The sequence below is a fragment of the Aquaspirillum soli genome, assembly GCF_054781915.1.
The window spans coordinates 374,030-395,467 of sequence record NZ_BAAGTM010000001.1 but is presented as its reverse complement, the minus strand read 5'-3'; the positions used below and the strand labels follow the sequence as shown (position 1 = coordinate 395,467).

Annotated in this window: 17 protein-coding genes; 12 read left to right on the top strand and 5 right to left on the bottom strand. The window is 51.8% G+C overall.

Going from position 1 to position 21,438, the window contains the following annotated elements:
• Positions 1 to 38: 38 nt before the first annotated feature.
• On the bottom strand, positions 39 to 1,727 hold the full coding sequence (locus tag ACYVJG_RS01940; protein ID WP_460429521.1) for an AMP-binding protein: 1,689 nt from the start codon (positions 1,725 to 1,727) through the stop codon (positions 39 to 41).
• A 115-nt stretch (positions 1,728 to 1,842) separates the two neighbouring features.
• Between ACYVJG_RS01940 and ACYVJG_RS01935 the strand changes: the two genes are divergently transcribed.
• The 9 genes from ACYVJG_RS01935 to ACYVJG_RS01895 all read left to right on the top strand — a co-directional run bounded on the left by ACYVJG_RS01935 (position 1,843) and on the right by ACYVJG_RS01895 (position 12,739).
• Positions 1,843 to 2,250, top strand: coding sequence for a MerR family transcriptional regulator (locus ACYVJG_RS01935; RefSeq protein WP_022652554.1), 408 nt, complete (start codon positions 1,843 to 1,845; stop codon positions 2,248 to 2,250).
• Between the two features lie 108 nt (positions 2,251 to 2,358).
• Positions 2,359 to 3,528: an isovaleryl-CoA dehydrogenase gene (locus ACYVJG_RS01930; RefSeq protein ID WP_444541695.1), complete on the top strand. Its 1,170-nt coding sequence runs from the start codon at positions 2,359 to 2,361 to the stop codon at positions 3,526 to 3,528.
• A gap of 21 nt (positions 3,529 to 3,549) precedes the next feature.
• Entirely contained in the window at positions 3,550 to 5,148 is a 1,599-nt protein-coding gene (locus tag ACYVJG_RS01925) for a carboxyl transferase domain-containing protein (protein ID WP_460429520.1), read from the top strand.
• Between the two features lie 12 nt (positions 5,149 to 5,160).
• A complete protein-coding gene (locus ACYVJG_RS01920; RefSeq protein WP_460429519.1) occupies positions 5,161 to 5,949 on the top strand; it encodes an enoyl-CoA hydratase/isomerase family protein in 789 nt (262 codons plus the stop codon).
• 13 nt (positions 5,950 to 5,962) lie between these two features.
• Positions 5,963 to 7,924: an acetyl-CoA carboxylase biotin carboxylase subunit gene (locus tag ACYVJG_RS01915; protein WP_460429518.1), complete on the top strand. Its 1,962-nt coding sequence runs from the start codon at positions 5,963 to 5,965 to the stop codon at positions 7,922 to 7,924.
• Positions 7,925 to 7,948: 24 nt separating this feature from the next.
• Positions 7,949 to 8,848, top strand: coding sequence for a hydroxymethylglutaryl-CoA lyase (locus tag ACYVJG_RS01910; RefSeq protein ID WP_460429517.1), 900 nt, complete (start codon positions 7,949 to 7,951; stop codon positions 8,846 to 8,848).
• A gap of 46 nt (positions 8,849 to 8,894) precedes the next feature.
• Positions 8,895 to 10,835, top strand: a complete 1,941-nt coding sequence (locus ACYVJG_RS01905) for an acetoacetate--CoA ligase (protein WP_460429516.1) — start codon at positions 8,895 to 8,897, stop codon at positions 10,833 to 10,835.
• A 129-nt stretch (positions 10,836 to 10,964) separates the two neighbouring features.
• The gene (locus tag ACYVJG_RS01900) at positions 10,965 to 12,119 is read left to right on the top strand and encodes a sialidase family protein (protein WP_460429515.1); all 1,155 of its coding nucleotides are present in this window, start codon (positions 10,965 to 10,967) and stop codon (positions 12,117 to 12,119) included.
• Positions 12,116 to 12,739: a hypothetical protein gene (locus ACYVJG_RS01895; RefSeq protein ID WP_460429514.1), complete on the top strand. Its 624-nt coding sequence runs from the start codon at positions 12,116 to 12,118 to the stop codon at positions 12,737 to 12,739. The genes ACYVJG_RS01900 and ACYVJG_RS01895 overlap by 4 nt, the downstream gene beginning before the upstream one ends.
• Here ACYVJG_RS01895 and ACYVJG_RS01890 read toward each other — a convergent pair.
• Together ACYVJG_RS01890 and ACYVJG_RS01885 are read right to left on the bottom strand one after the other, a co-directional pair.
• Positions 12,736 to 14,913, bottom strand: coding sequence for a patatin-like phospholipase family protein (locus ACYVJG_RS01890; protein WP_460429513.1), 2,178 nt, complete (start codon positions 14,911 to 14,913; stop codon positions 12,736 to 12,738). The two genes, ACYVJG_RS01895 and ACYVJG_RS01890, sit on opposite strands and share 4 nt — an antisense overlap.
• Positions 14,913 to 15,995 (bottom strand): pyridoxal phosphate-dependent aminotransferase, encoded by a 1,083-nt coding sequence (locus tag ACYVJG_RS01885; protein ID WP_460429512.1) that lies wholly within the window; start codon positions 15,993 to 15,995, stop codon positions 14,913 to 14,915. The genes ACYVJG_RS01890 and ACYVJG_RS01885 overlap by 1 nt, the downstream gene beginning before the upstream one ends.
• A gap of 131 nt (positions 15,996 to 16,126) precedes the next feature.
• On the opposite strand from ACYVJG_RS01885, the gene ACYVJG_RS01880 reads away from it, so the two are divergent.
• The 3 genes from ACYVJG_RS01880 (at position 16,127) to ACYVJG_RS01870 (ending at position 18,576) form a co-directional block, all read left to right on the top strand.
• Entirely contained in the window at positions 16,127 to 16,891 is a 765-nt protein-coding gene (locus tag ACYVJG_RS01880; RefSeq protein WP_460429511.1) for an endonuclease/exonuclease/phosphatase family protein, read from the top strand.
• Between the two features lie 7 nt (positions 16,892 to 16,898).
• Positions 16,899 to 18,065, top strand: a complete 1,167-nt coding sequence (gene clsB, locus ACYVJG_RS01875) for a cardiolipin synthase ClsB (RefSeq protein ID WP_460429510.1) — start codon at positions 16,899 to 16,901, stop codon at positions 18,063 to 18,065.
• A 70-nt stretch (positions 18,066 to 18,135) separates the two neighbouring features.
• Positions 18,136 to 18,576 carry a hypothetical protein gene (locus ACYVJG_RS01870; RefSeq protein WP_460429509.1) on the top strand — a complete coding sequence of 147 codons (441 nt, stop codon included), beginning with the start codon at positions 18,136 to 18,138 and terminating at the stop codon, positions 18,574 to 18,576.
• Here ACYVJG_RS01870 and rarD read toward each other — a convergent pair.
• Together rarD and typA are read right to left on the bottom strand one after the other, a co-directional pair.
• Positions 18,569 to 19,465 carry an EamA family transporter RarD gene (gene rarD, locus ACYVJG_RS01865; RefSeq protein WP_460429508.1) on the bottom strand — a complete coding sequence of 299 codons (897 nt, stop codon included), beginning with the start codon at positions 19,463 to 19,465 and terminating at the stop codon, positions 18,569 to 18,571. The two genes, ACYVJG_RS01870 and rarD, sit on opposite strands and share 8 nt — an antisense overlap.
• Positions 19,466 to 19,619: 154 nt before the next feature.
• Positions 19,620 to 21,434 carry a translational GTPase TypA gene (gene typA, locus ACYVJG_RS01860; RefSeq protein WP_460429507.1) on the bottom strand — a complete coding sequence of 605 codons (1,815 nt, stop codon included), beginning with the start codon at positions 21,432 to 21,434 and terminating at the stop codon, positions 19,620 to 19,622.
• Between the last annotated feature and the right edge of the window lie 4 nt (positions 21,435 to 21,438).

Sequence of the window (21,438 nt, the reverse complement as noted above, 5' to 3'; positions counted from 1 at the left end):
AATGAGGCCATACGATGCGATGGCCTCATTGACTTAATTTAAGCTGTGGTGGCTTCTTGCAAGCCAAGTTTTTCTTTCATCTGATCGCGCATGACGAATTTCTGAATCTTGCCAGTAATCGTCATCGGGAATGCTTGCACAAACTCGATATAGCGCGGGATTTTGTAGTGAGCAATTTGACCGCGACAAAATTCACGGATGTCTTCTTCTGTAGCAGTTTGCCCCTCTTTTAACTTAATCCAAGCGCATAACTCCTCGCCATATTTCTGATCCGGCACACCAATCACTTGCACATCTTGGATTTTGGGATGGCGATATAAAAATTCTTCAATCTCACGTGGATAAAGATTTTCGCCACCACGAATCACCATATCTTTCACCCGACCAACAATATTGCAGTATCCCTCATCGTCTAATACCGCTAAATCCCCAGTGTGCATCCAACCAGCGGCATCAATCGCTTCCGCTGTTTTGGTTTCATCACCCCAATAACCCAACATCACCGAATACCCTCGGGTGAGCAATTCGCCGGTGCTACCGCGAGGCACAATCCGTCCAGCGTTATCGACAATTTTCACCTCAACATGCGGATGCACCTGCCCAACAGTGGTAACCCGTTTTTCTAGGCTGGTGTGGGTTAGGCTTTGGAAGCTGACGGGGCTGGTTTCGGTCATACCATAGGCAATGGTCACTTCTGCCATATTCATTTCCGCCACCACCCGTTTCATCACTTCAATCGGGCATGGGCTACCGGCCATAATCCCCGTGCGAAGGGTAGAAAGTTGGTATTCCTCAAATTCAGGATGGTCGAGCACCGCAATAAACATGGTCGGCACACCGTGCAATGCAGTGCATTGCTCTGCTTCAACCGTTTCTAAAACCGCTTGGGCATCAAAGGCTTCAGATGGGAATACCATCGCTGCACCGTGGGTAATACACGCTAAATTGCCCAATACCATGCCAAAGCAGTGATACAACGGCACAGGAATACATAAGCGATCTTGTTCGGTTAAACGCATCGCTTCACCGACAAAAAAGCCGTTATTTAAAATATTGTGGTGCGATAACGTGGCGCCTTTAGGCTGACCAGTGGTGCCGGACGTAAACTGGATATTGATTGGATCATCAAATTGCAGCAGTGCTGCTTGTTCGCGCAGTGCCGCCTGTTCTTCGGCAGTGGGCTCAGCCAAGAGGCTGGCAAAATTCAATAAACCACGGCTTTGGCCTTCGCCAAGGCGAATCACGATTTCCAAATTGGGCAAACGCTGTGCTTTGAGCTGACCCGGGGTAGCGTTTTTCCATTCCGGCGCTAAGTCGTACAACATCTCTAAATAATCGCTGCTCTTAAACTGTGGCGACACAATCAAAGCCCGACAACCCACCTTATTCAGCGCGTATTCCACTTCGGAACGGCGATACGCTGGGTTGATATTCACCATCACCAGCCCCGCATAGGCGGTGGCAAACTGTGTTAACACCCACTCAACATTGTTTTGTGACCAAATCCCTATCCGATCACCGGCTTGCAAGCCCAGTCGCCGTAAGCCACATGCCATGCGTTCAACTTGCTCGAATAACTCGGCATACGTCCAACGAATGTTCTGATGCCGCACAATCAAGGCCGGACGATCAGCAAATTGTTGGCAGATTTTTGGGAAATAGGTTGCTAACGATTCACCAATTAAAGATTGATCGCTTGCACCGTGGACATAGCTAGGTAAAGGCATGGTGTCTCCTGTATTGTGATGCCTCAGCAAAAAAAGCCATTGAATGCTAGCGCATTTCGCTTACCATTACGTTAACGTAAACTTACCCCATTAAACAAGAGCCCGCCCACCGATCATGGAAAAAACCTACACCATCACCGAACTGGCCGATGAATTCGGCATTACCCTGCGTACCCTCCGTTTTTACGAGGAGCAAGGCCTTATCACCCCGATTCGTGAGGGCCGCCAACGTATTTTTTCGCGGCGTGACCGGGTGCGCCTAAAGCTGATTTTACGCGGTAAGCGACTTGGCCTATCCATCAACGAGATTCGTGAAATTATTGATTTATATGGTTCAAAACCGGATGAAGCCAGTCAATCGCTGAAATTATTGGCCTCGTTATCTATCCGCCGCCGCCAGCTCGAACAGCAAAAGCATGATATTGAAATCATCCTCGATGAAATCGAAAAACTCGAAGCCCATTGCCGCCAAGTATTGACCACCGCCACCACGCCAAACGAGGGGCAAAGCGACACGGCGTAAAGGCAATGGAGGTCATTTTGTTGAAGCCTGCATATTGACGCTTACGTCAACGTAACTTAAAGTCTCACTTACACAACCATTCTTACATCGGATTCTCGGAGGAGACCCATCATGATTAGCCTGCCATTTGATTTGGGTGAAGACTTAGATATGTTGCGCGACAGCGTGCGCCAGTTTGCACAAAACGAAGTGGCACCCCGTGCCGCTGCCATCGATCACGACAATGTGTTCCCAGAAGATTTGTGGAAAAAATTTGGTGATATGGGATTGTTGGGGATTACCGTCGATGAAGAATACGGCGGTGCCAACATGGGGTATCTGGCGCACATGATTGCGATGGAAGAACTGTCCCGTGCTTCGGCCTCTGTCGCATTGTCGTACGGCGCGCACTCGAATTTGTGTGTCAACCAAATCAAACGTAACGGTAATGCCGCACAAAAAGCCAAATATCTGCCCAAACTGATTTCAGGTGAACATATCGGTGCTTTAGCGATGTCCGAACCCAATGCAGGCTCGGACGTGGTGTCGATGAAATTGCGTGCGGATAAAAAAGGCGATCGCTATGTGCTCAACGGCGCCAAGATGTGGATTACCAACGGTGGCGATGCCGACACCTTAGTGGTCTACGCCAAAACCGATGTTAATGCTGGTCCACGCGGCATCACCGCCTTCATCATCGAAAAAGGCATGAAAGGCTTTAGCGCCGGCAGCAAGCTCGACAAATTAGGGATGCGCGGTTCGAATACCTATCCGCTGTTCTTTGATGATGTGGAAGTACCAGAAGAAAACGTATTGGGCGAAGTCGGTAAGGGTGTCAATGTATTGATGTCTGGTCTTGACTTTGAACGTGCCGTCTTAGCGGCTGGCCCATTGGGCATTATGCAATCGTGCATGGATATCGTGCTGCCTTACCTCAATGAGCGTACCCAGTTTGGTCAATCCATCGGTGATTTCCAACTGATGCAAGGCAAATTAGCCGATATGTACGTCACCCTTTCCGCCAGCCGTGCTTATGTCTATGCCGTTGGTCAAGCATTGGATGCCGGCCATCAAGGTCGTCAAGTACGTAAAGACGCTGCCGGTGCCATCTTGTATGCCGCAGAAAAAGCCACGCAAATGGCGTTGGATGCCATCCAATGTCTGGGGGGCAATGGCTACATCAATGAATACGCCACTGGCCGCCTGTTGCGCGATGCCAAATTGTATGAAATCGGGGCAGGAACTTCAGAAATCCGCCGCTGGTTGATTGGCCGCGAATTGATGGCCGAATTGCGTTGATTGTTTGAAGGACACTCCCCCATGCCTATCCTCGAATCAAAACTCAATCCACGCTCGGCTGACTTTCAGCTCAACGCGGAAAAAATGCGCAGCATCGTGGCCGATTTGCGTGAAAAAGTCGCAAAAAATGCTCTCGGCGGCGGTGAAGGCCCACGTGCCAAACACCTTGCACGCGGCAAATTATTGCCACGGGAACGGATCGATCTGTTGTTAGATGCTGGTGCGCCCTTTTTAGAACTGTCGCAACTGGCTGCCTTCGGGATGTATGACGACCAAGCGCCCGGCGCAGGGGTCATCACCGGCATAGGGCGAGTGTCTGGCGTCGATTGCATGATCGTCGCCAACGACCCTACCGTCAAAGGGGGAACTTACTACCCGATGACGGTGAAAAAACACTTGCGAGCACAAGACATTGCTCGTGAAAACCGGCTTCCATGCGTTTACTTGGTCGATTCTGGCGGCGCCTTCCTCCCGCTGCAAGATGAGGTCTTTCCAGACCGCGACCATTTCGGACGCATTTTTTATAACCAAGCCAATATGAGTGCGATGGGCATTCCACAAATTGCGGTGGTGATGGGATCGTGTACGGCCGGTGGGGCGTATGTCCCAGCAATGAGTGACGAAACCATTATCGTCCGTAATCAAGGCACCATTTTCTTGGGTGGCCCACCGCTGGTACGTGCTGCCACGGGTGAAGTGGTCACTGCAGAAGAATTAGGCGGTGCCGATGTCCATACCCGTATTTCGGGCGTAGCCGATCATCTGGCAGAAAATGACGCCCATGCTTTGGCGATTGCACGACAAGTGGTAGCCAATCTTAACCACCGCCGCGCCGACGACCTCACCCGCAGCGCCAGCTTGCCCCCACGCTACGCCAGCGAAGAAATTTACGGCGTGATTCCAGCCGATGCCAAAAAACCGTTTGATGTGCGTGAAATTATTTCTCGCCTTGTCGATGATTCGGCCTTTGATGAATTCAAACAAAACTACGGCACCACCTTAGTCACCGGTTTTGCACGAATTGATGGCTGGCCAGTCGGCATTATCGCCAACAACGGTATTTTGTTCTCCGAATCAGCGTTAAAAGGCGCCCACTTTGTCGAACTGTGCTGTCAACGCGGTATTCCCTTAGTGTTTTTACAAAATATCACCGGCTTTATGGTCGGGAAAAAATACGAAAACGGCGGCATTGCCAAAGATGGCGCGAAACTGGTTACAGCAGTGGCATGTGCCAAAGTCCCCAAATTCACCGTGTTGATTGGCGGTTCGTTTGGCGCAGGCAACTACGGCATGTGTGGCCGCGCTTACAGCCCACGCTTCTTGTGGATGTGGCCAAATTCACGCATCTCGGTGATGGGTGGTGAACAAGCCGCTGGGGTGTTAGCACAGGTCAAGCGTGAGCAATTGGGTGATGCGTTTACAGCAGAAGATGAAGAAAAACTCAAAGCCCCAGTGCGCGAACAATATGAACGGCAAGGCCATCCTTACTATGCCAGTGCGCGTTTGTGGGATGACGGCGTGATCGACCCAGCACAAACACGAGAAGTGTTAGCGTTGGCACTACAAGCGGCGTTAAACGCACCGGTTGAACCGACACCATTCGGTGTCTTCCGTATGTAAGCGAGGGCGATCATGTCATTTGAAACACTCGAAATCACCCAAGACGATGCCATCGCGACGGTTTGGATGAACCGGCCAGCCTTTCACAATGCTTTTAACGAAACGCTGATTAGCGAACTGACACAAGCGTTTAGCCAACTGGGACAGGATGACAGTGTACGTGTCATCGTGTTGGCAGGCCGTGGCAAAAGTTTTTCTGCTGGGGCGGATTTGGACTGGATGAAACGCGCCGCTGGCTACACCATCGAGCAAAATCGAGCCGATGCCGACAAATTAGCCACCATGTTGAAAACCATCTACCGTTGTCCAAAACCGACTGTGGCGCGGGTGCATGGCGCAGCCTTTGGGGGCGGCACAGGTTTAACTGCCGTATGCGATATCGCGATTGCCTCTGATGCAGCGGTTTTTTCCCTGTCTGAAGTTCGTCTTGGTTTGATTCCCGCCACGATTGGCCCGTATGTCGCAGATGCAATTGGCTGGCGACAAGCCAGACGCTATTTCTTGTCTGCCGAAAGAATGGATGCTGCCACCGCCATGCGTATTGGTTTAGTCCATGAAACCGTGGTGGCCGAGGCACTCGATAGCCGTTTACAAACCGTGTGTGCAGAACTGCTCAAAGGCGGCCCAGCGGCACAACATGCGGCCAAAGATTTGTTAGAAGGTTTGCGCCAAGGCCATCCCTTCGATGACAACTTGTTAGAAGATACCGCACAACGTATTGCGGCGATTCGCGCCACCGCAGAAGCCCGTGAAGGCTTAAGCGCATTTTTTGAAAAGCGCCCTGCCGCTTGGTTAGCGTAAGGAACTGTCAGTTATGTTCACAAAAATTTTAATTGCGAACCGTGGTGAGATTGCTTGCCGTGTCATTAAAACAGCACGCCGCATGGGGATCCGCACCGTTGCCGTGTATTCTGATGCCGACAGCGATGCGCTTTTCGTGCGGCTTGCGGATGAAGCCGTGCATATTGGCGGTGCGCCAGCGGCTGAAAGCTATTTACAAGCCGAGCGTATTGTCGAAGTCGCCAAACGCACCGGCGCACAAGCCGTCCATCCCGGTTATGGTTTCCTCTCGGAAAATGAAGGTTTTGCCGAAGCATGTGCCCGTGAAGGCATTGTCTTTATTGGCCCACCCGTGTCAGCAATTGCGGCAATGGGTTCAAAATCAGAAGCCAAAAAACTGATGGAAGCCGCCGGGGTGCCACTGGTCCCCGGTTATCACGGCGATGAACAAGCCCCCGATTTTCTGCGGCAACAAGCCGACCAAATGGGCTATCCGGTGCTGATTAAGGCCAGTGCCGGCGGTGGTGGTAAGGGAATGCGGATTGTTGAAAAGTCAGAAGACTTTATCGCCGCCCTCGAATCGTGCCAACGTGAAGCACGTGCTAGCTTTGGTAGTGACCATGTGTTGGTGGAAAAATACCTACAAAAACCGCGCCACATCGAAATTCAAGTGTTTGCCGATACTCACGGCAACACCGTTTATCTGTTTGAACGCGATTGCTCGGTGCAACGTCGTCATCAAAAAGTATTAGAAGAAGCCCCTGCCCCGAATATGGGCGAGGCACGCCGCCGCGATATGGGTGAAGCCGCCTGTGCGGCCGCACGCGCCGTGAACTATGTCGGTGCCGGCACGGTGGAATTTATTGTCGATACCACCGATGACCGTTTCTATTTCATGGAAATGAACACTCGGCTGCAAGTCGAACATCCCGTGACCGAAATGATCACTGGACTCGATTTAGTGGAATGGCAATTGCGGGTCGCAGCAGGGGAAACCTTACCAAAACAGCAAGCAGAGTTGGTGATTCACGGCCATGCAATCGAAGCGCGGGTCTATGCTGAAGACCCTTATAAAGGCTTTTTACCTGCCACCGGTACCTTACACACCCTGCGCCCACCGGCAGAATCGGCGTATGTACGGGTCGATACCGGCGTGGTCGAAGGCGACACCATCACCCCGTTTTACGATCCGATGATTGCCAAGTTGATTGTATGGGACGAAAACCGCGAGACCGCTTTGGCGCGGATGGAACGGGCGCTGAGTGAATACCAAGTGGTGGGTTTAACCACTAACTTGCCGTTCTTACATCGTTTGGTAACCCACCATGCGTTTGCTACTGCCGATTTAGACACCGGCCTGATTGCACGTTATCAAGATACCTTACTGACCCCACCACCAGCGATCAGTGCCGAAGAATTGGCCTTGTTAGCTGTCGCAGAAGTGTTAGCTGACAACCCCGACAGCCGCCGTGCCAGCTGGCGCCTCAATAGCGTGGCACAACGCAGCCTGCGTTTTGATGATCTTGAAGATGCTGATCGCCATTGGACAGTACAAATCAGCCAACAAAACGGGCAATTTTGTGTCATTGTTGACCAACAGCGTTTTGAATTAAGCGCCGAACGTCAAGGGGCGCGCCTGATTGCCACGTTGAACGGTCATCGCCGCCAAGTCGATGTATTTGCACAGGGGGCACAGCGGGTTTTGTTCAGCGCCACCCGTCGCGTCGCGGTCAATCGCCACAATCCCTTTGCAGTCAATGCCGCAGGGGTCCATGGTGATACCCACTTAAAAGCGCCAATGCCCGGGCGCGTGGTGGCCTTGCTGGCCGAAGTAGGTAGCCGCATTGAAAAAGGCAGCCCGTTGATGATTTTGGAAGCCATGAAGATGGAACACACGATTTCTGCGCCAGCAGATGGTGTGGTACAAGAGTTCTATTTTGCCGCCGGCGATCAAGTCGGTGATGGCGATGACCTCGTCGATTTTATGGCGGATTAACCCTCCCTTCAGGAGCCACTCACTATGCGAGTCAGAATTGTCGAAGTCGGGCCACGCGATGGCTTACAAAATGAAAAACAGCGCATCAGTACCGAGGTCAAAATCGAGCTGATTCGCCGCCTCGCCGCCGCCGGTGTCGATACCATCGAAGCAGGCAGTTTTGTCTCGCCCAAGTGGGTACCGCAAATGGCTGATACCAACGAGGTGTTAGCCGCACTCGATTTACATGGCAATATCAACTACCCAGTCTTAACCCCCAATCAATATGGCTTTGAACAAGCACTTGCCGCCGAAGTGAAGGAAGTCGCGGTATTTGCCGCTGCCAGCGAATCGTTCAGCCAAAAAAATATCAACTGCTCAATCAGTGAGAGCCTTGATCGCTTTTCACCCATCATGCACAGCGCCCAACAAGCCGGCATTCGGGTACGCGGCTATGTTTCTTGTGTGGTCGGCTGTCCGTATGAAGGTGAGATTGCCCCCAGCCAAGTGGCACAAGTGGCCCAGCGGCTATTGGACATGGGCTGTTATGAAATTTCGCTCGGCGACACAATCGGCAGCGGCAATCCGGCTAATGTGGCGCGGATGTTAGATGCAGTGTTAGATCATGTCCCTGCCGATAAACTGGCGGGGCATTTCCACGACACCTACGGCATGGCGATTGCCAATATTTACACCGCCTATCAAATGGGTGTGCGCGTGTTTGACAGTTCGATTGCGGGTTTGGGCGGCTGTCCCTATGCCAAGGGCGCCTCGGGCAATGTCGCAACCGAAGATGTGGTGTGGTTGTTCCAAGGGCTCGGTGTTGAAACAGGGATTGATTTGACACGCTTATTAGATGCCACCGCCTTTATCAGCCAAGCCCTCGAACGCGCCCCAGCCAGCAAAGTTAGCCAAGCGCTATTAGCAAAACGCAAGACACAATAAAAGAGACGAATCCCTATTGCAGGATTCATTGGAGGAGAAACCTACTATGTCCGCCCCGTTATGGCAGCCAAGCGCAGAACATATTCAATCCACTCGTTTATCGGCATTTATCCGCCACACTCGGCGTGAGTTTGCTGACTACCAAGCCCTACACCGCTGGAGTGTCGAAGACAGCGAAGCCTTTTGGCAAGAGGTCTGGCAATTCACTGGCATAATAGGGAACATGGGCAGCGAGCGCTTACGGCAACCCACGGCCATGCCCGGCGCGGAATGGTTTCCCCAAGCCAAATTGAATTTTGCCGAGAACCTCTTGCGGCGGCGTGATGAACGGCAGGCCTTGGTTTTCTGGGGTGAAGATCAGTGCAAAACCCAGCTGAGTTATGCCGAACTGTATGCAGCCGTTTCGCGATTGGCCCAAGCCTTACGGGCGCAAGGGGTGGGTGTCGGCGACCGCGTTGCGGGGATGATGCCGAACATGCCAGCCACCTTGGTTGCCATGTTGGCCAGCAGTGCTATCGGGGCGATTTGGTCGTCTTGTTCGCCTGATTTTGGGGTGGATGGTGCCCTTGATCGTTTTGGTCAGGTCGAGCCAAAAGTGTGGTTTGTGCCAGATGGATATTGGTATAACGGCAAGAAAATTGATATTGCCAGCAAAGTCAGTGCGATTGCCGCCGGTTTACCAACCGTCAGCCGCATTATCACCGTGCCATATATCCATGACGGCACGCTGGCAGGTTTCAGCGATGAACGGGCGCAAAATTGGGATGACTTCCTTGCCCCGTATCCGGCAGGTGAGATTGAGTTTGTCCGCTTGCCGTTTAATCACCCCCTCTACATTCTGTTTTCTAGCGGCACCACCGGCAAGCCAAAATGTATTGTCCACGGTGCCGGCGGCACGCTATTACAGCATGTCAAAGAACATCAACTGCATGCTGATGTGCGGGAAGGCGACCGCCTGTTTTACTTCACAACCTGCGGTTGGATGATGTGGAACTGGTTGGTGTCGGGTTTGGCTTCGGATGCCACGCTATTGTTATACGATGGTTCGCCGTTTGCCGCCGGTGGTAATGTGCTGTGGGATTACGCACAAGCCGAACATTGCACCCACTTCGGCACCTCGGCGAAATACCTTGATGCGGCGGCCAAAATGGGCTTAAAACCCGCACAAACCCACGATTTAAGTGCTTTACGCGCCATTTTCTCTACCGGTTCGCCACTGGTGGCTGAAGGCTTTGATTATGTCTATCGCGACATTAAAGCCGATCTCAATTTGGCCTCAATCTCTGGTGGCACCGATATTGTGTCGTGCTTTGCCCTCGGTTGTGCCAATTTGCCGGTTTATCGCGGCGAATTGCAATGCCGTGGTTTGGGAATGGCGGTCGATATTTTTAATGAACAAGGACAACCGGTGCGGCAAGAAAAAGGCGAGTTGGTGTGCACCAAGCCTTTCCCTTCGATGCCCGTCGCGTTTTGGAATGACCCCACCGGCGAAAAATATCGCAGCGCCTATTTTGGCCGTTTCGCCAATATTTGGTGTCATGGCGACTTTGCTGAATTAACCGAACACGATGGCATGATTATTTATGGCCGTTCGGATGCAGTGCTAAATCCGGGTGGTGTCCGTATCGGCACAGCAGAAATTTATCGCCAAGTCGAACAAGTCCACGAAGTGTTAGAGTCCTTGGCCTGCGGCCAACGCTGGGATGGCGATGAACGGGTGGTGTTGTTTGTTAAATTGCGAGAGGGCATTGCACTGGACGACAGCATCAGCCAACGGATTAAACAGCAAATTCGTGAGGGTGCCAGCCCACGCCATGTGCCAGCCAAGATTCTGCAGGTGGTTGATATTCCAAAAACCATCAGCGGCAAAATCGTTGAATTGGCAGTAAAAAATGTCATTCACAACGAACCGGTACACAACTTGGGGGCGCTGGCCAATCCTGATGCACTGGCACATTTCCGCGACAGAGCAGAATTACAAAATTAACAAAATCTCGGCTTTTCGCCGGTGAACTTAACAGCAATGAAAATGAGCCGAGGGGAGCCACACATTCCCCTCGGTTTTTCTGCTTTTTGACAAAACAGTGCGGCAATACGCTGTGCTACACTGCGGCCCATGTTTGCTTCTTCTCGTCGCGCTTGGCGCATTCGTCCTCTATTTCTTCTGTTGTTGGTATGTGGCTTAGCGCCGTTGTTGTGGCGACAAGAAACCCAGACCAACCAGTTGGCCTTACCTGCTCACTTTCCGTTTAGCCCAGAGCAGCGCATTGCAACCTATCGCGAAACCAGTTTGCCCACCGTCAGCGGTTCACCTTCGGTTCACGCCGCCAGTGCGGTGGCGCTAGAAGGGGGCCAGCTATTGGCTGTTTGGTTTGCTGGCAGCCGCGAAGGCGCCGCCGACGTTGCGATTTGGTCAAGCCGCTTTGATGGTGTCAGTTGGTCAACCCCACAAAAATTAGCCGACCGGCAGAGCACGATGCAGCAAACACAACGCTATGTGCGTAAAGTTGGCAACCCAGTGCTCTACAGCAGCTCAGACGGTGCGTTGCATCTGGTCTATGTCTCGGTCAGTTTAGGCGGTTGGGCCGGCAGTGCGCTTAACCATCGCATTTCCTACGATCAGGGCAAAACATGGCAACCGGCACAGCGCCTGATCAGCAGTCCCTTTTTCAATATCAGCACCCTCGCCCGCGCCCAACCTCTCGCATTACAAGATGGTCGGGTGTTGCTGCCGGCTTATCACGAGTTTGTGAACAAGTATCCACAGTTTTTATTACTGGATAAAGGAACGGTCCAAGGTTCGAGCGCGATTCTACGGGCAGTCGATACCCTGCAACCTGCCCCGCTTGCACTCAATGGGCAACAAGCGATGGCTTGGCTACGTAGCAGCGGGGAAACCCGCAAAGTGCAATTTGTCAGCAGCCGCGACGGTGGCAAAAAATGGAGCCCCCCGCAGGCCACCAATGTCGATAACCCTAATGCAGCGGTAGCCAGTGTGCGATTAGACGATGGTAAAATTTTATTGCTGGCCAACCCATCAACCGGTGGCCGCTATCATCTCGCGGCCTTTCTGTCGGATAACGGCGAACAATTTGAATTTGTCCGCAGCCTAGCCGGCAGCAGCACCCCAAGTGGTGACGAGTTTTCTTATCCCTACTTATTGCAACATAACGGGGTGATTGATTTGCTCTACACATGGCAACGCAAAGAAATTCGCCATGTGCGCTTTAACCGCGCTTGGTTACAAGCAGGCAAGGAGACTCTGCCTTGAATCCGCTTTCTTTAACTGATGCCGTCGGGCTGGCTGGGCAAGCATGGTTATTGGCCGCTTTAAGCAGTTATGGCCTGCGGCAACATAGCCCGGTGGTCGTGCGCTTTGGCATTGGTCTTGTGGTGTTTCTCTTGGCACTATCGCTACCGATTGCGGGTTTGTCTATCGCAGCTTGGTTGCGCGGTCTGTGGGGCGATTTGAGTATCAGCAGCATGTTGGTATTGTTATTCCTACAGCGTCAGCCACCCCGCGATCACTATCAAGGAGAAATTGCTGGCCTAACACGCCCAGAATGGTTAATCGGTTTGTTATTGCCAGCGCTGGTGTTGTATAGCAGTGCGTTGGGGTTTGTGCCGTGGGATGGTTATAGCCTCGGTTATCACACCCCATTTGCTATTGCCGTTGCTGCGGTTGCTTTGTTGTGGCATAGCTTGGGCTATCGCCTTGGCTGGTATTTGGTGTGTGGCTTAATTGCATGGCAGTTAGGGTTATTAGAATCCCAAAACCTGTGGGATTACCTGTTTGATGCAGGGTTAATTTTGGTTGGAGCAGTGCATAGTCTATACCGCTGGTGGCGGCCACTGTCACAGCGGCACGCCTATGGTCGCGGTTGGCTTTAATAATCGACCCCCAAATAGAGATAACCCGTGGCATCGCCACCCTTGGCATGTCCAACGCCCAAGAACAACGGCCCAAGCAAGGTATCGGTTACCACAAAAGCCGATGCCGCTGGAATCCACTCATCACGAACCTGAATCAGCCCTTGGCCTTCCCACACTCGCCCAGCTTCAAGGGAAAAACCCGCATACAAGCCGGTGCCAAACGGTTGTGACATGGCAGCAATTTGGCGATAACTCATTAGGCGTGCAAACGCTAAGCGTGAACCCAGCAGCTGTTTCGGTTTTAACCCCGATAAATTCAAGAAGCCTCCCAAGGCAAAGGCATTGACCTCGGCAGCACGGCCAAATTGTTGTGCATAACGGCCACTTAACCGCCACGTCTGTTTGCCCCAAGTCTGTGCCCAATCTCCGCGAGCCCGTAACACAGTACTGTCTTCACCAAGCAAATGCGCCAGCTCAGCACTGACAAAATAACCTTGGCGCGGCAGGCGTGGGTTATCAAATTGATCGATCAACAAGCGGCTAGAGAATTGGGTTAACCAACCGCGTTCATTAGCAAATAAACTCGGGTCGCCAACTTTGCGTTCGGCACTGATCCGGTTGCGTTCAATCCCTGTTCGCCATTCACCATAATTACCTAAATTAACCCCGACTTCGGCACGCAGATAGTTGCGATATAAGTTATAGCGAGAGTATTCATTGCCATCGATGTCATAGACACTAAATGGCTCGGCATTGCGCCCCGCACCCAAAGCAAAGAAATAGGGACTGGTGTAGCTGAAAGGCTGGAACCATTCAGTCGAGAAACCACCACCGCGCCCCAGCTCGAATTCATTACGCCATTCGCCACCGGCATCATTCAGCCAAATGCGGCGATGGCTGAATAACAAATTAAAGTCGCTGCTGTCGTCGGTATCAGCACGCAGCGATAAGCCAAAGCGCAGGTAGTTTGGTGCTTGTGCTCGTTCAAGTGCTTCAATGGTGAGGATGTTGTGCTGCTCACGTTGATCGAGGCGATAATTCAAGCGGTCAAAATCACCACTGGCAAATAAATGTTCAATTTGCTGGTGCAACTGCGGTTGATCTAACGGCTGCCCAGTTGTCACGGGCAAGGCCTGTTTAATCCATTCCCGATTGGCAATGTCTAACGGCTTGACTTCCACTTGATCGACACGCGGCGCGTGAGGTTGCCATTGTTCGCGGCGTTGTTTCCAAGCTTGATAGGCTTCTGGCGACACCGCAAAGCGTTGCAAGGCTGCCGCCAGCGGTTGAATCGCTTGTTGGCCTTTCAGCGCAAATTCAGTGCTTTTGCGGAAATCAGCAGCACTCAACGGCCCCAACTCAGGACGCAATACCATGTCTGCCGGTGTCAACAACGCCAGCTGCTGGCGTACGTTCTGCATAATGCCGACATTGGTGGTTTGCGCCAGCACATCAAACACTGTCTTAATTTGCTGTGGGGCGAGATTGTCTGAACCAACATCCACCACTAACAACACGTCGGCGCAGCGTTTTTGCTTAAGATTTTCAATTGGCAACTGGCGAGCCAACCCGCCATCGACCAACAAGGTGTCACCCTGCGCCACCGGATCAAACAAGCCCGGCACCGCCATGCTGGCACGCAATGCCGTTGCCAGTTTTCCCTCACGAAAAACCACCGCTTCACCCGTGGTTAAATCGGTAGCGACGGCTTCAAACGGAATCGGTAAACGATCGAAGGCCGCCACTTCAGCATCACGGGTTAACTCACGGATAAATAAATCAATTTTTTGTGAATTGATGGCACCACGCGGAAATTGGAATTGCCAATTACGCACCCCAAGCACAACATCAAAATAATTTTTGTAGTCATCACGTTTGCGTTGATATGGCACTTGTTCACGCGGCACCCGCCCCGACAAAATGCCATCCCAATCCGCCGTGGCAAAAGCACGCTCCATCGCTGGCAACGGCATTCCACTGGCGTAAAAACCGCCAATCAGCGAACCAGCGCTGGTCCCCGCAATACACGCCACCGGCACCCGCCATGCTTCCAGCTGTTTTAACACCCCCAAATGGGCAAAACCACGCGCACCACCGCCCCCCAGTACAAGCCCCAAACGCGGTGGTGTCGTTTGTGCTATCGCCACGCTAGAAAATAATGCCAACACCGCCGCCGTTTTTAGCCAACGCATCACAGTGCCCCACGTTGTGCAGCAGCAAAGACGGATAAGAACGCTGGGGTTAAAGCAGCAGGATGAGCACTGATGCGGAGGAGATGGGCACTGGCAGGATGAGGAGGGCGATGAATTGCAATCCCGTCTTGCCACAATCGCCGCTGAATGGCCTGTGCTTGTTCGACTTGTGGCAACACCACACAAACAAAATTAGTTGCCGAAGGCAACACACAGTAATCGAGTTGCTGTAGCGCCTGTGCCAGCTGATCGCGGAGGGCAATGCTATGTGCAACCAGACCACGCGACCACGCCGGATCAGCCAACGCCGCCAAGGCGGCTAACTGTGCCGGATGAGACACGGCAAATTGGATGCGAATTTGATCTGCTTTAGCAATGACTTCTGGCTCTGCCAACACATAAGCGACACGCATTCCAGCCAAAGCATAGGCTTTGGAAAACGTTCGAACACGCGCAGTATTCGGCAAGATCGTGCCTTGTTCGCTATCTTGATAAAAATCGATATACGCTTCATCAAGCAGCAAGAAGGTCTCGGCCGGTAAACGGGCACGGAAGGCGGCAATCTCAGCAAAAGAATAAACCGAGCCGGTGGGGTTGTCTGGATTGGCTACATACACCAGTTTGGCCTGATGTTGCTCAGCCGCCGCCGCCAAAGCGGTGAGATCGTGTTGCAGGGTCTCAGGATGGTAAGGATATTCAAATAAGCTCACACCACAACCGCGAGCAAAATAAGGGAAAGTGGGATAACTCCCTGCGGTTAACACCACCGCATCACCCACTTGGCAAAACAGACGCAAAAACAGCAATAACAGCGCATCCGCCCCTGCATCAACCGCAATGCAGTCGGCGTTCGTTCCCCATCGTTCAGCCAGTTGTTGCCGCAAATCACGGGCATACGGGTCGGGATAATAGGGCGCACAGTCGGCTAAATTAAGCTGTGCTACGGGATGTGCTGGATAAGGGGGACTTTCATTTGAACCAAGACGAGTTGGAACAGCATGCCCCAATTGTTGTTCTAATGTTCGAATCCCGGGGAAAGGGTTGATAATAGGATGTTGTAGATGTGGGACAAAAGTTGCCATATTGGTTTTCCTATGTTCAAAAGCGGCACAGAGACGAAAGGCAATAGCAAAAGCATAGAGGGCTTGAGTTGGCCTTGCGTTGTGCTAGATTGCCCATCATCTTGCCTCTATCACTTTGCGCGCGGTGCCCGATGCTAAAACCTCTCCGAATTGCCTCATACAATATCCACAAAGGCATGTCGCCGCTCAACCGCCGCCTTCAGTTGCCGAATATGGCCGAGAGTTTGCAACAACTCAACGCAGATGTGTTGTTTTTACAAGAAGTGCAAGGTCGTCATGGCCAACGCGCCTTGCGCTTTGCTGATTGGCCCCATGAGCCACAGCACCACTACCTCGCCCGCCGTTTGCAACACCGTGTTGCCTATGGCTTAAATGCCCACTATGCCCACGGTCATCATGGCAACGCGATCTTATCGCGCTTCCCGATTCAGCAATGGTGCAATCTTGATATTTCAGTCAATCGTTTTGAAAGTCGTGGCCTATTGCATTGTGAATTACAGCTACCACGCTGGCCGGTAACAGTATCGGCGCTGTGTGTTCACCTCAATTTATTGGCACGCGACCGCCGCAAGCAATTTTCTGCATTAAAAGACTATATTCAACGCGCCGTACCTGCCGATCATGCTTTGATTTTGGCAGGGGATTTTAATGATTGGCGTGGCGAAGCTTGCGACCATCTGAGCGAAGACCTTGGCTTGCAAGAAATTTTTCACCATCTCCACGGTCACTATGCCCGTAGCTTTCCGGCACGTTTCCCCTTGTTGTCATTAGATCGCATTTATGTGCGTGGTCTGGTGCCACATCATGCCGAAGTGCTGCGCGGCGCACCGTGGGGTGCCCTTTCCGATCATCTGCCCCTCGCGGCAGAACTGTTACCTCGCCTTTATCTGCACTGATTTTGTGATGGTTCATTCTTGGTATTCTGGCAATCAGGTTGATTTACTCGAAACCGGCAGCGAGTTTTTTCCTGCTTTATTACACGCCATCGAGCACGCCACACAGGAAATTCATCTCGAAACCTATATTTTCCGAATCGACAGTGCCAGCCAGCCGATTGCAATGGCCTTGGCAGCGGCAGCACAACGTGGTGTACGTTGTTATGTGTTGGTCGATGGGTTTGGCTCGCGTGATTTTCCTGAACAATGGCAACAACGCTTTCAAGCCACTGGCGTCGAGTTTTTATTTTTCCGCCCCGAGCGGCTACGTTGGTTACCACGGCGCAACCGCCTGCGCCGTCTGCATCGTAAATTGGCAATGATTGACGGCACGATTGCCTTTGTGGGGGGCATCAATTTACATCACGACTTGGATGATGCCGAACCCCATTTTTTGCCGCGTTATGACTATGCCGTGCGGCTACGTGGCCCGATTGTGTTGCCGATTTATCAAACTATCAAAAAAATGTGGCGGCGAGAACGGTGGTTGCGCGGTTCAATTGCCCCCGTTCCAAGATTGGTCCCCATACAACAGCCGGCTGGTGAGTTAAATGTTCGGTTTTTGACCCGCGATAATGTCCGTCATCGGCAAAGTATCGAAATTGAATACCTCAAAGAAATTCACAGCGCGCGCCGCGAAATCATCATTGCCAATGCCTATTTTTTACCCGGCTTTCGCTTTCGTCACGCCATCAAACATGCGGCACAGCGTGGAGTGAAGGTCAAAATTTTGCTGCAAGGTCGAGTTGACCATGCGATTTTTTACTATGCCACCCGTGTGTTGTTTCGTGATTTTTTGCGCGAGGGGGTCGAAATTTACGAATATCGTGCGGGGTTTTTACATGCCAAAGTGGCCATCGTTGATGGTTTATGGGCCACAGTCGGCTCATCCAATATCGATCCCTTTAGCTTGATGTTGGCACAAGAAGCCAATGTGGTAGTCAAAAACCATCTGTTTGCCGACCATTTGCGTGATCGGGTGGTGACACGCATTGAACAATATAGCCGCCCTGTGCACTTGCTACGACTACGGCATGCACATTGGCTAGAGCGCAGTTTGATGTGGTGTTGTTATGCGTTTGTCCGAGCAGCGGTAGGAATTGCAGGATTGGGGCAGCGTTATTTTCGAGGTTAATGGCTTGTCATGTCGGCGCTATCGCGTTTATTGTATCAATCACGACAACGGCAAAAAGGGAATTATCGCTATGTGGCATCGTGTCTTTTGCATCAGTGGCTTAGCCATGCTGTTCTCACTCCCCACCGCCCTTGCCACTTCGACACCACCGACGCCGCAAATTGTTGCCATGCCACAGCAAAAACCACTGCGTTTACCCAAAGTCGGGAAAAATCAGCAGCTCAGCGGCAATGTGAGCCAAGGACGGGTTCAGGATTACACGTTTCAAGGGCAAGAAGGGCAAGCCTTACGCATTTCACTACAAGGCTCGGATAGTCGCGTGTATTTTCTGTTGTGGCAGATTGAGAAAAGTGCACTGGTGGTGCCCGATACCCGAGATTGGTGGGGCACCTTACCGGAAGAGGGGAAATATCTATTACGCGTGTATACTTTTGAAGATGAACTCAACCCACTCCCCCATCAAGGGAACTACCCGTTCCGCCTGCGGATTCAACAGGCAAAAACTAAGTAAATCCATAGCGCCGCCGCCATAATCCTTCGGCGCTAAATACCAATAAAGCAGCCCAAATCAGGACAAAACCGGTCAGCCGGCCTGCATCGAGTCCCTCACCAAACACCAAAACACCGAGGGTAAATTGGATACTTGGTGACAGATATTGCAATAAACCCAACGTGGCTAAATCGAGCTGTCGGGCGGCGGCGGCAAACAGCAACAACGGCACCGCTGTCACCACACCCGCCCCCACCAATAAACTATTCACCTGCCACGACACTGCCGCACCAAACATCGCTGTGCCTTGCCATTCCTGCCACAACAAATAAGCCAAGGCCGGCAAAACAATCAGCCATGTTTCTAATGCCAATCCTTCTAACGAACCAAGCCGAGCAACCTTACGCAACAAACCATACGCACCAAAACTCGCAGCAATCGCCAATGCAATCCACGGCGGCACACCTGCTTGCCAGCCCATCCACGCCACGCCCATCATCGCCAATAACACCGCCATTTGTTGTGGCCGGCGCAGGCGTTCTTTCAATACGATTGCCCCCAACGCCACATTCAGCAGCGGTGTAATGAAATAGCCCAGACTAGCCTCTACCACATGCCCCGCGTTCACCGCCCAAATGTAAATCAGCCAGTTCGTTGCTAATAAAACAGAAGACAAAGCAAAAGCCTGTAGGGTTTTGCGGTCAAGTTGGGCCAGCCACGCCCATTGCTTACGCCAGCCCAAGATCAGGAATAACAACAGGGCAGACCAGATAATGCGGTGAGCAAGGATTTCCAGCGCGGGAACAGCAGCAAGCGGTTTCCAATAAAGGGGAAATAAGCCCCAAATGACATAGGCCAACAATGCCAACGTCACCCCATTTTCTTTCACATTTTGCGTCAGATTAGGCATAACCTTCTACTGATTAAACAAAGAAAGCCATCTTACGCTTAAACTGTGGTTTAGGATATGCAGCACAACAAAAAAGAACAAATGGTTTTAACAATGAAAAACAGGTAAAAAAAGGGACGCTTTCGCGTCCCTCTTTCATCTCATGCATCAGCGATTACAGCAAACCACGCACAGATTTCTTACGATCATGTTCATTCAGCAAGCGCTTACGAATACGAATCGATTGAGGTGTGATTTCAACCAGTTCATCATCATCGATAAACTCCACTGCCGATTCTAAAGTGAGTTTGATCGGTGTGGTCAAACGAACGGCTTCATCTGTCCCAGATGCGCGAACGTTGGTTAATTTCTTACCTTTAATTGGGTTCACAACCAAATCATTTTCACGGCTGTGAATCCCAATAATCATCCCTTCATACAACTTTTCACCCGGGCTAACAAACATCCGGCCACGGTCTTCTAAGTTCCACAAAGCATAAGCCACGGCTTCGCCGTTTTCTTGCGAAATCAACACGCCATTGTGACGGCCGGGCAAATCTGGTTTCACCGGACCGTAATCATCAAACACATGGCTCATCAAACCAGTGCCGCGCGTCATGGTCAAGAAATCGGATTGGAAACCAATCAAACCACGGGCAGGAATATGATATTCAAGACGTGTGCGGCCATTACCGTCCGATTCCATATTGGTCAACTCACCACGGCGGCGACCAATTTCTTCCATCACTGCGCCTTGGTGGTTATCTTCCAAGTCGATGGTCAAGTTTTCGTATGGTTCGCATTTCTCGCCATTGATTTCTTTGTAAACCACACGTGGCTTACCGACGGCCATCTCAAAACCTTCACGGCGCATATTTTCTAACAGAATGGTCAGATGCAATTCGCCACGGCCAGACACACGGAAAATATCCGCGTCGCCGGTTTCTTCAACACGCAAAGCCACGTTGGTCAGCAATTCTTTTTGCAGACGATCACGGATTTGACGGCTGGTGACGAATTTACCTTCGGTACCGGCCAAAGGCGAGGTGTTGACCATAAAGTCCATCGTCAGCGTAGGTTCGTCCACCGACAACATTGGCAAGCCAACAGGCTGTTCACGGTCACAGATGGTGACACCAATCCCGATGTCTTCCACACCAGAGATGATAATAATGTCACCAGCCTCGGCTTGTTCGACAGGAACGCGTTCGAGGCCTTTGAAACCCAACACTTGGTTAATCCGGCCTTGTGCCACTTGGTCTTCGTGGTTCATCACCACCACGGCTTGACCGGGTTTGATGCGACCATTCAACACACGGCCCACGCCTAAGCGGCCAGTGTAGGTGGAATAATCCAAAGCAGAAATTTGCAGTTGTAACGGCGCTTCAGCATCGCCGGGTGGGGTAGGCACATGCTCGAGAATCACCTCGAACAGCGGACGCATATCGGTTGATTCGTCTTCTAATTCGAGTTTGGCAAAACCATTGAGGCCAGAAGCATACACGATAGGGAAATCGAGCTGTTCATCGGTGGCGCCGAGCTTGTCGAACAGGTCGAAAGTTTGATCGACAACCCAGTCAGGACGCGCACCGGGACGGTCGATTTTGTTAATTACCACGATAGGGCGCAGACCCAAAGCCAAGGCTTTTTTCGTCACAAAACGGGTTTGTGGCATCGGGCCTTCTTGGGCATCGACCAACAGCAACACACCATCAACCATCCCCAACACCCGCTCAACCTCACCGCCAAAGTCGGCGTGTCCGGGGGTGTCCACGATATTGATATGCGTGCCTTGATATTCGATGGCAGTGTTCTTTGCCAGAATCGTGATACCCCGTTCTTTTTCGAGGTCGTTGCTGTCCATCACCCGTTCATCAACTTGTTGATGGTCACGGAAAGTGCCGGATTGGCGTAGCAGTTGGTCAACCAAAGTAGTTTTACCGTGGTCAACGTGAGCGATAATAGCGATATTGCGAAGGTTGCGAGACATGGAA

Excerpts from the sequence above, each read along its gene's own strand:
- ACYVJG_RS01915 (WP_460429518.1), top strand. The coding sequence starts at position 5,963 with ATGTTCACAAAAATTTTAATTGCGAACCGTGGTGAGATTGCTTGCCGT.
- typA (WP_460429507.1), bottom strand. The coding sequence starts at position 21,434 with ATGTCTCGCAACCTTCGCAATATCGCTATTATCGCTCACGTTGACCAC.
- ACYVJG_RS01925 (WP_460429520.1), top strand. The coding sequence starts at position 3,550 with ATGCCTATCCTCGAATCAAAACTCAATCCACGCTCGGCTGACTTTCAG.
- ACYVJG_RS01890 (WP_460429513.1), bottom strand. The coding sequence starts at position 14,913 with ATGCGTTGGCTAAAAACGGCGGCGGTGTTGGCATTATTTTCTAGCGTG.
- ACYVJG_RS01885 (WP_460429512.1), bottom strand. The coding sequence starts at position 15,995 with ATGGCAACTTTTGTCCCACATCTACAACATCCTATTATCAACCCTTTC.
- ACYVJG_RS01880 (WP_460429511.1), top strand. The coding sequence starts at position 16,127 with ATGCTAAAACCTCTCCGAATTGCCTCATACAATATCCACAAAGGCATG.
- ACYVJG_RS01910 (WP_460429517.1), top strand. The coding sequence starts at position 7,949 with ATGCGAGTCAGAATTGTCGAAGTCGGGCCACGCGATGGCTTACAAAAT.
- ACYVJG_RS01870 (WP_460429509.1), top strand. The coding sequence starts at position 18,136 with ATGTGGCATCGTGTCTTTTGCATCAGTGGCTTAGCCATGCTGTTCTCA.
- ACYVJG_RS01920 (WP_460429519.1), top strand. The coding sequence starts at position 5,161 with ATGTCATTTGAAACACTCGAAATCACCCAAGACGATGCCATCGCGACG.
- ACYVJG_RS01905 (WP_460429516.1), top strand. The coding sequence starts at position 8,895 with ATGTCCGCCCCGTTATGGCAGCCAAGCGCAGAACATATTCAATCCACT.
- ACYVJG_RS01940 (WP_460429521.1), bottom strand. The coding sequence starts at position 1,727 with ATGCCTTTACCTAGCTATGTCCACGGTGCAAGCGATCAATCTTTAATT.
- ACYVJG_RS01900 (WP_460429515.1), top strand. The coding sequence starts at position 10,965 with ATGTTTGCTTCTTCTCGTCGCGCTTGGCGCATTCGTCCTCTATTTCTT.
- ACYVJG_RS01935 (WP_022652554.1), top strand. The coding sequence starts at position 1,843 with ATGGAAAAAACCTACACCATCACCGAACTGGCCGATGAATTCGGCATT.
- clsB (WP_460429510.1), top strand. The coding sequence starts at position 16,899 with ATGGTTCATTCTTGGTATTCTGGCAATCAGGTTGATTTACTCGAAACC.
- rarD (WP_460429508.1), bottom strand. The coding sequence starts at position 19,465 with ATGCCTAATCTGACGCAAAATGTGAAAGAAAATGGGGTGACGTTGGCA.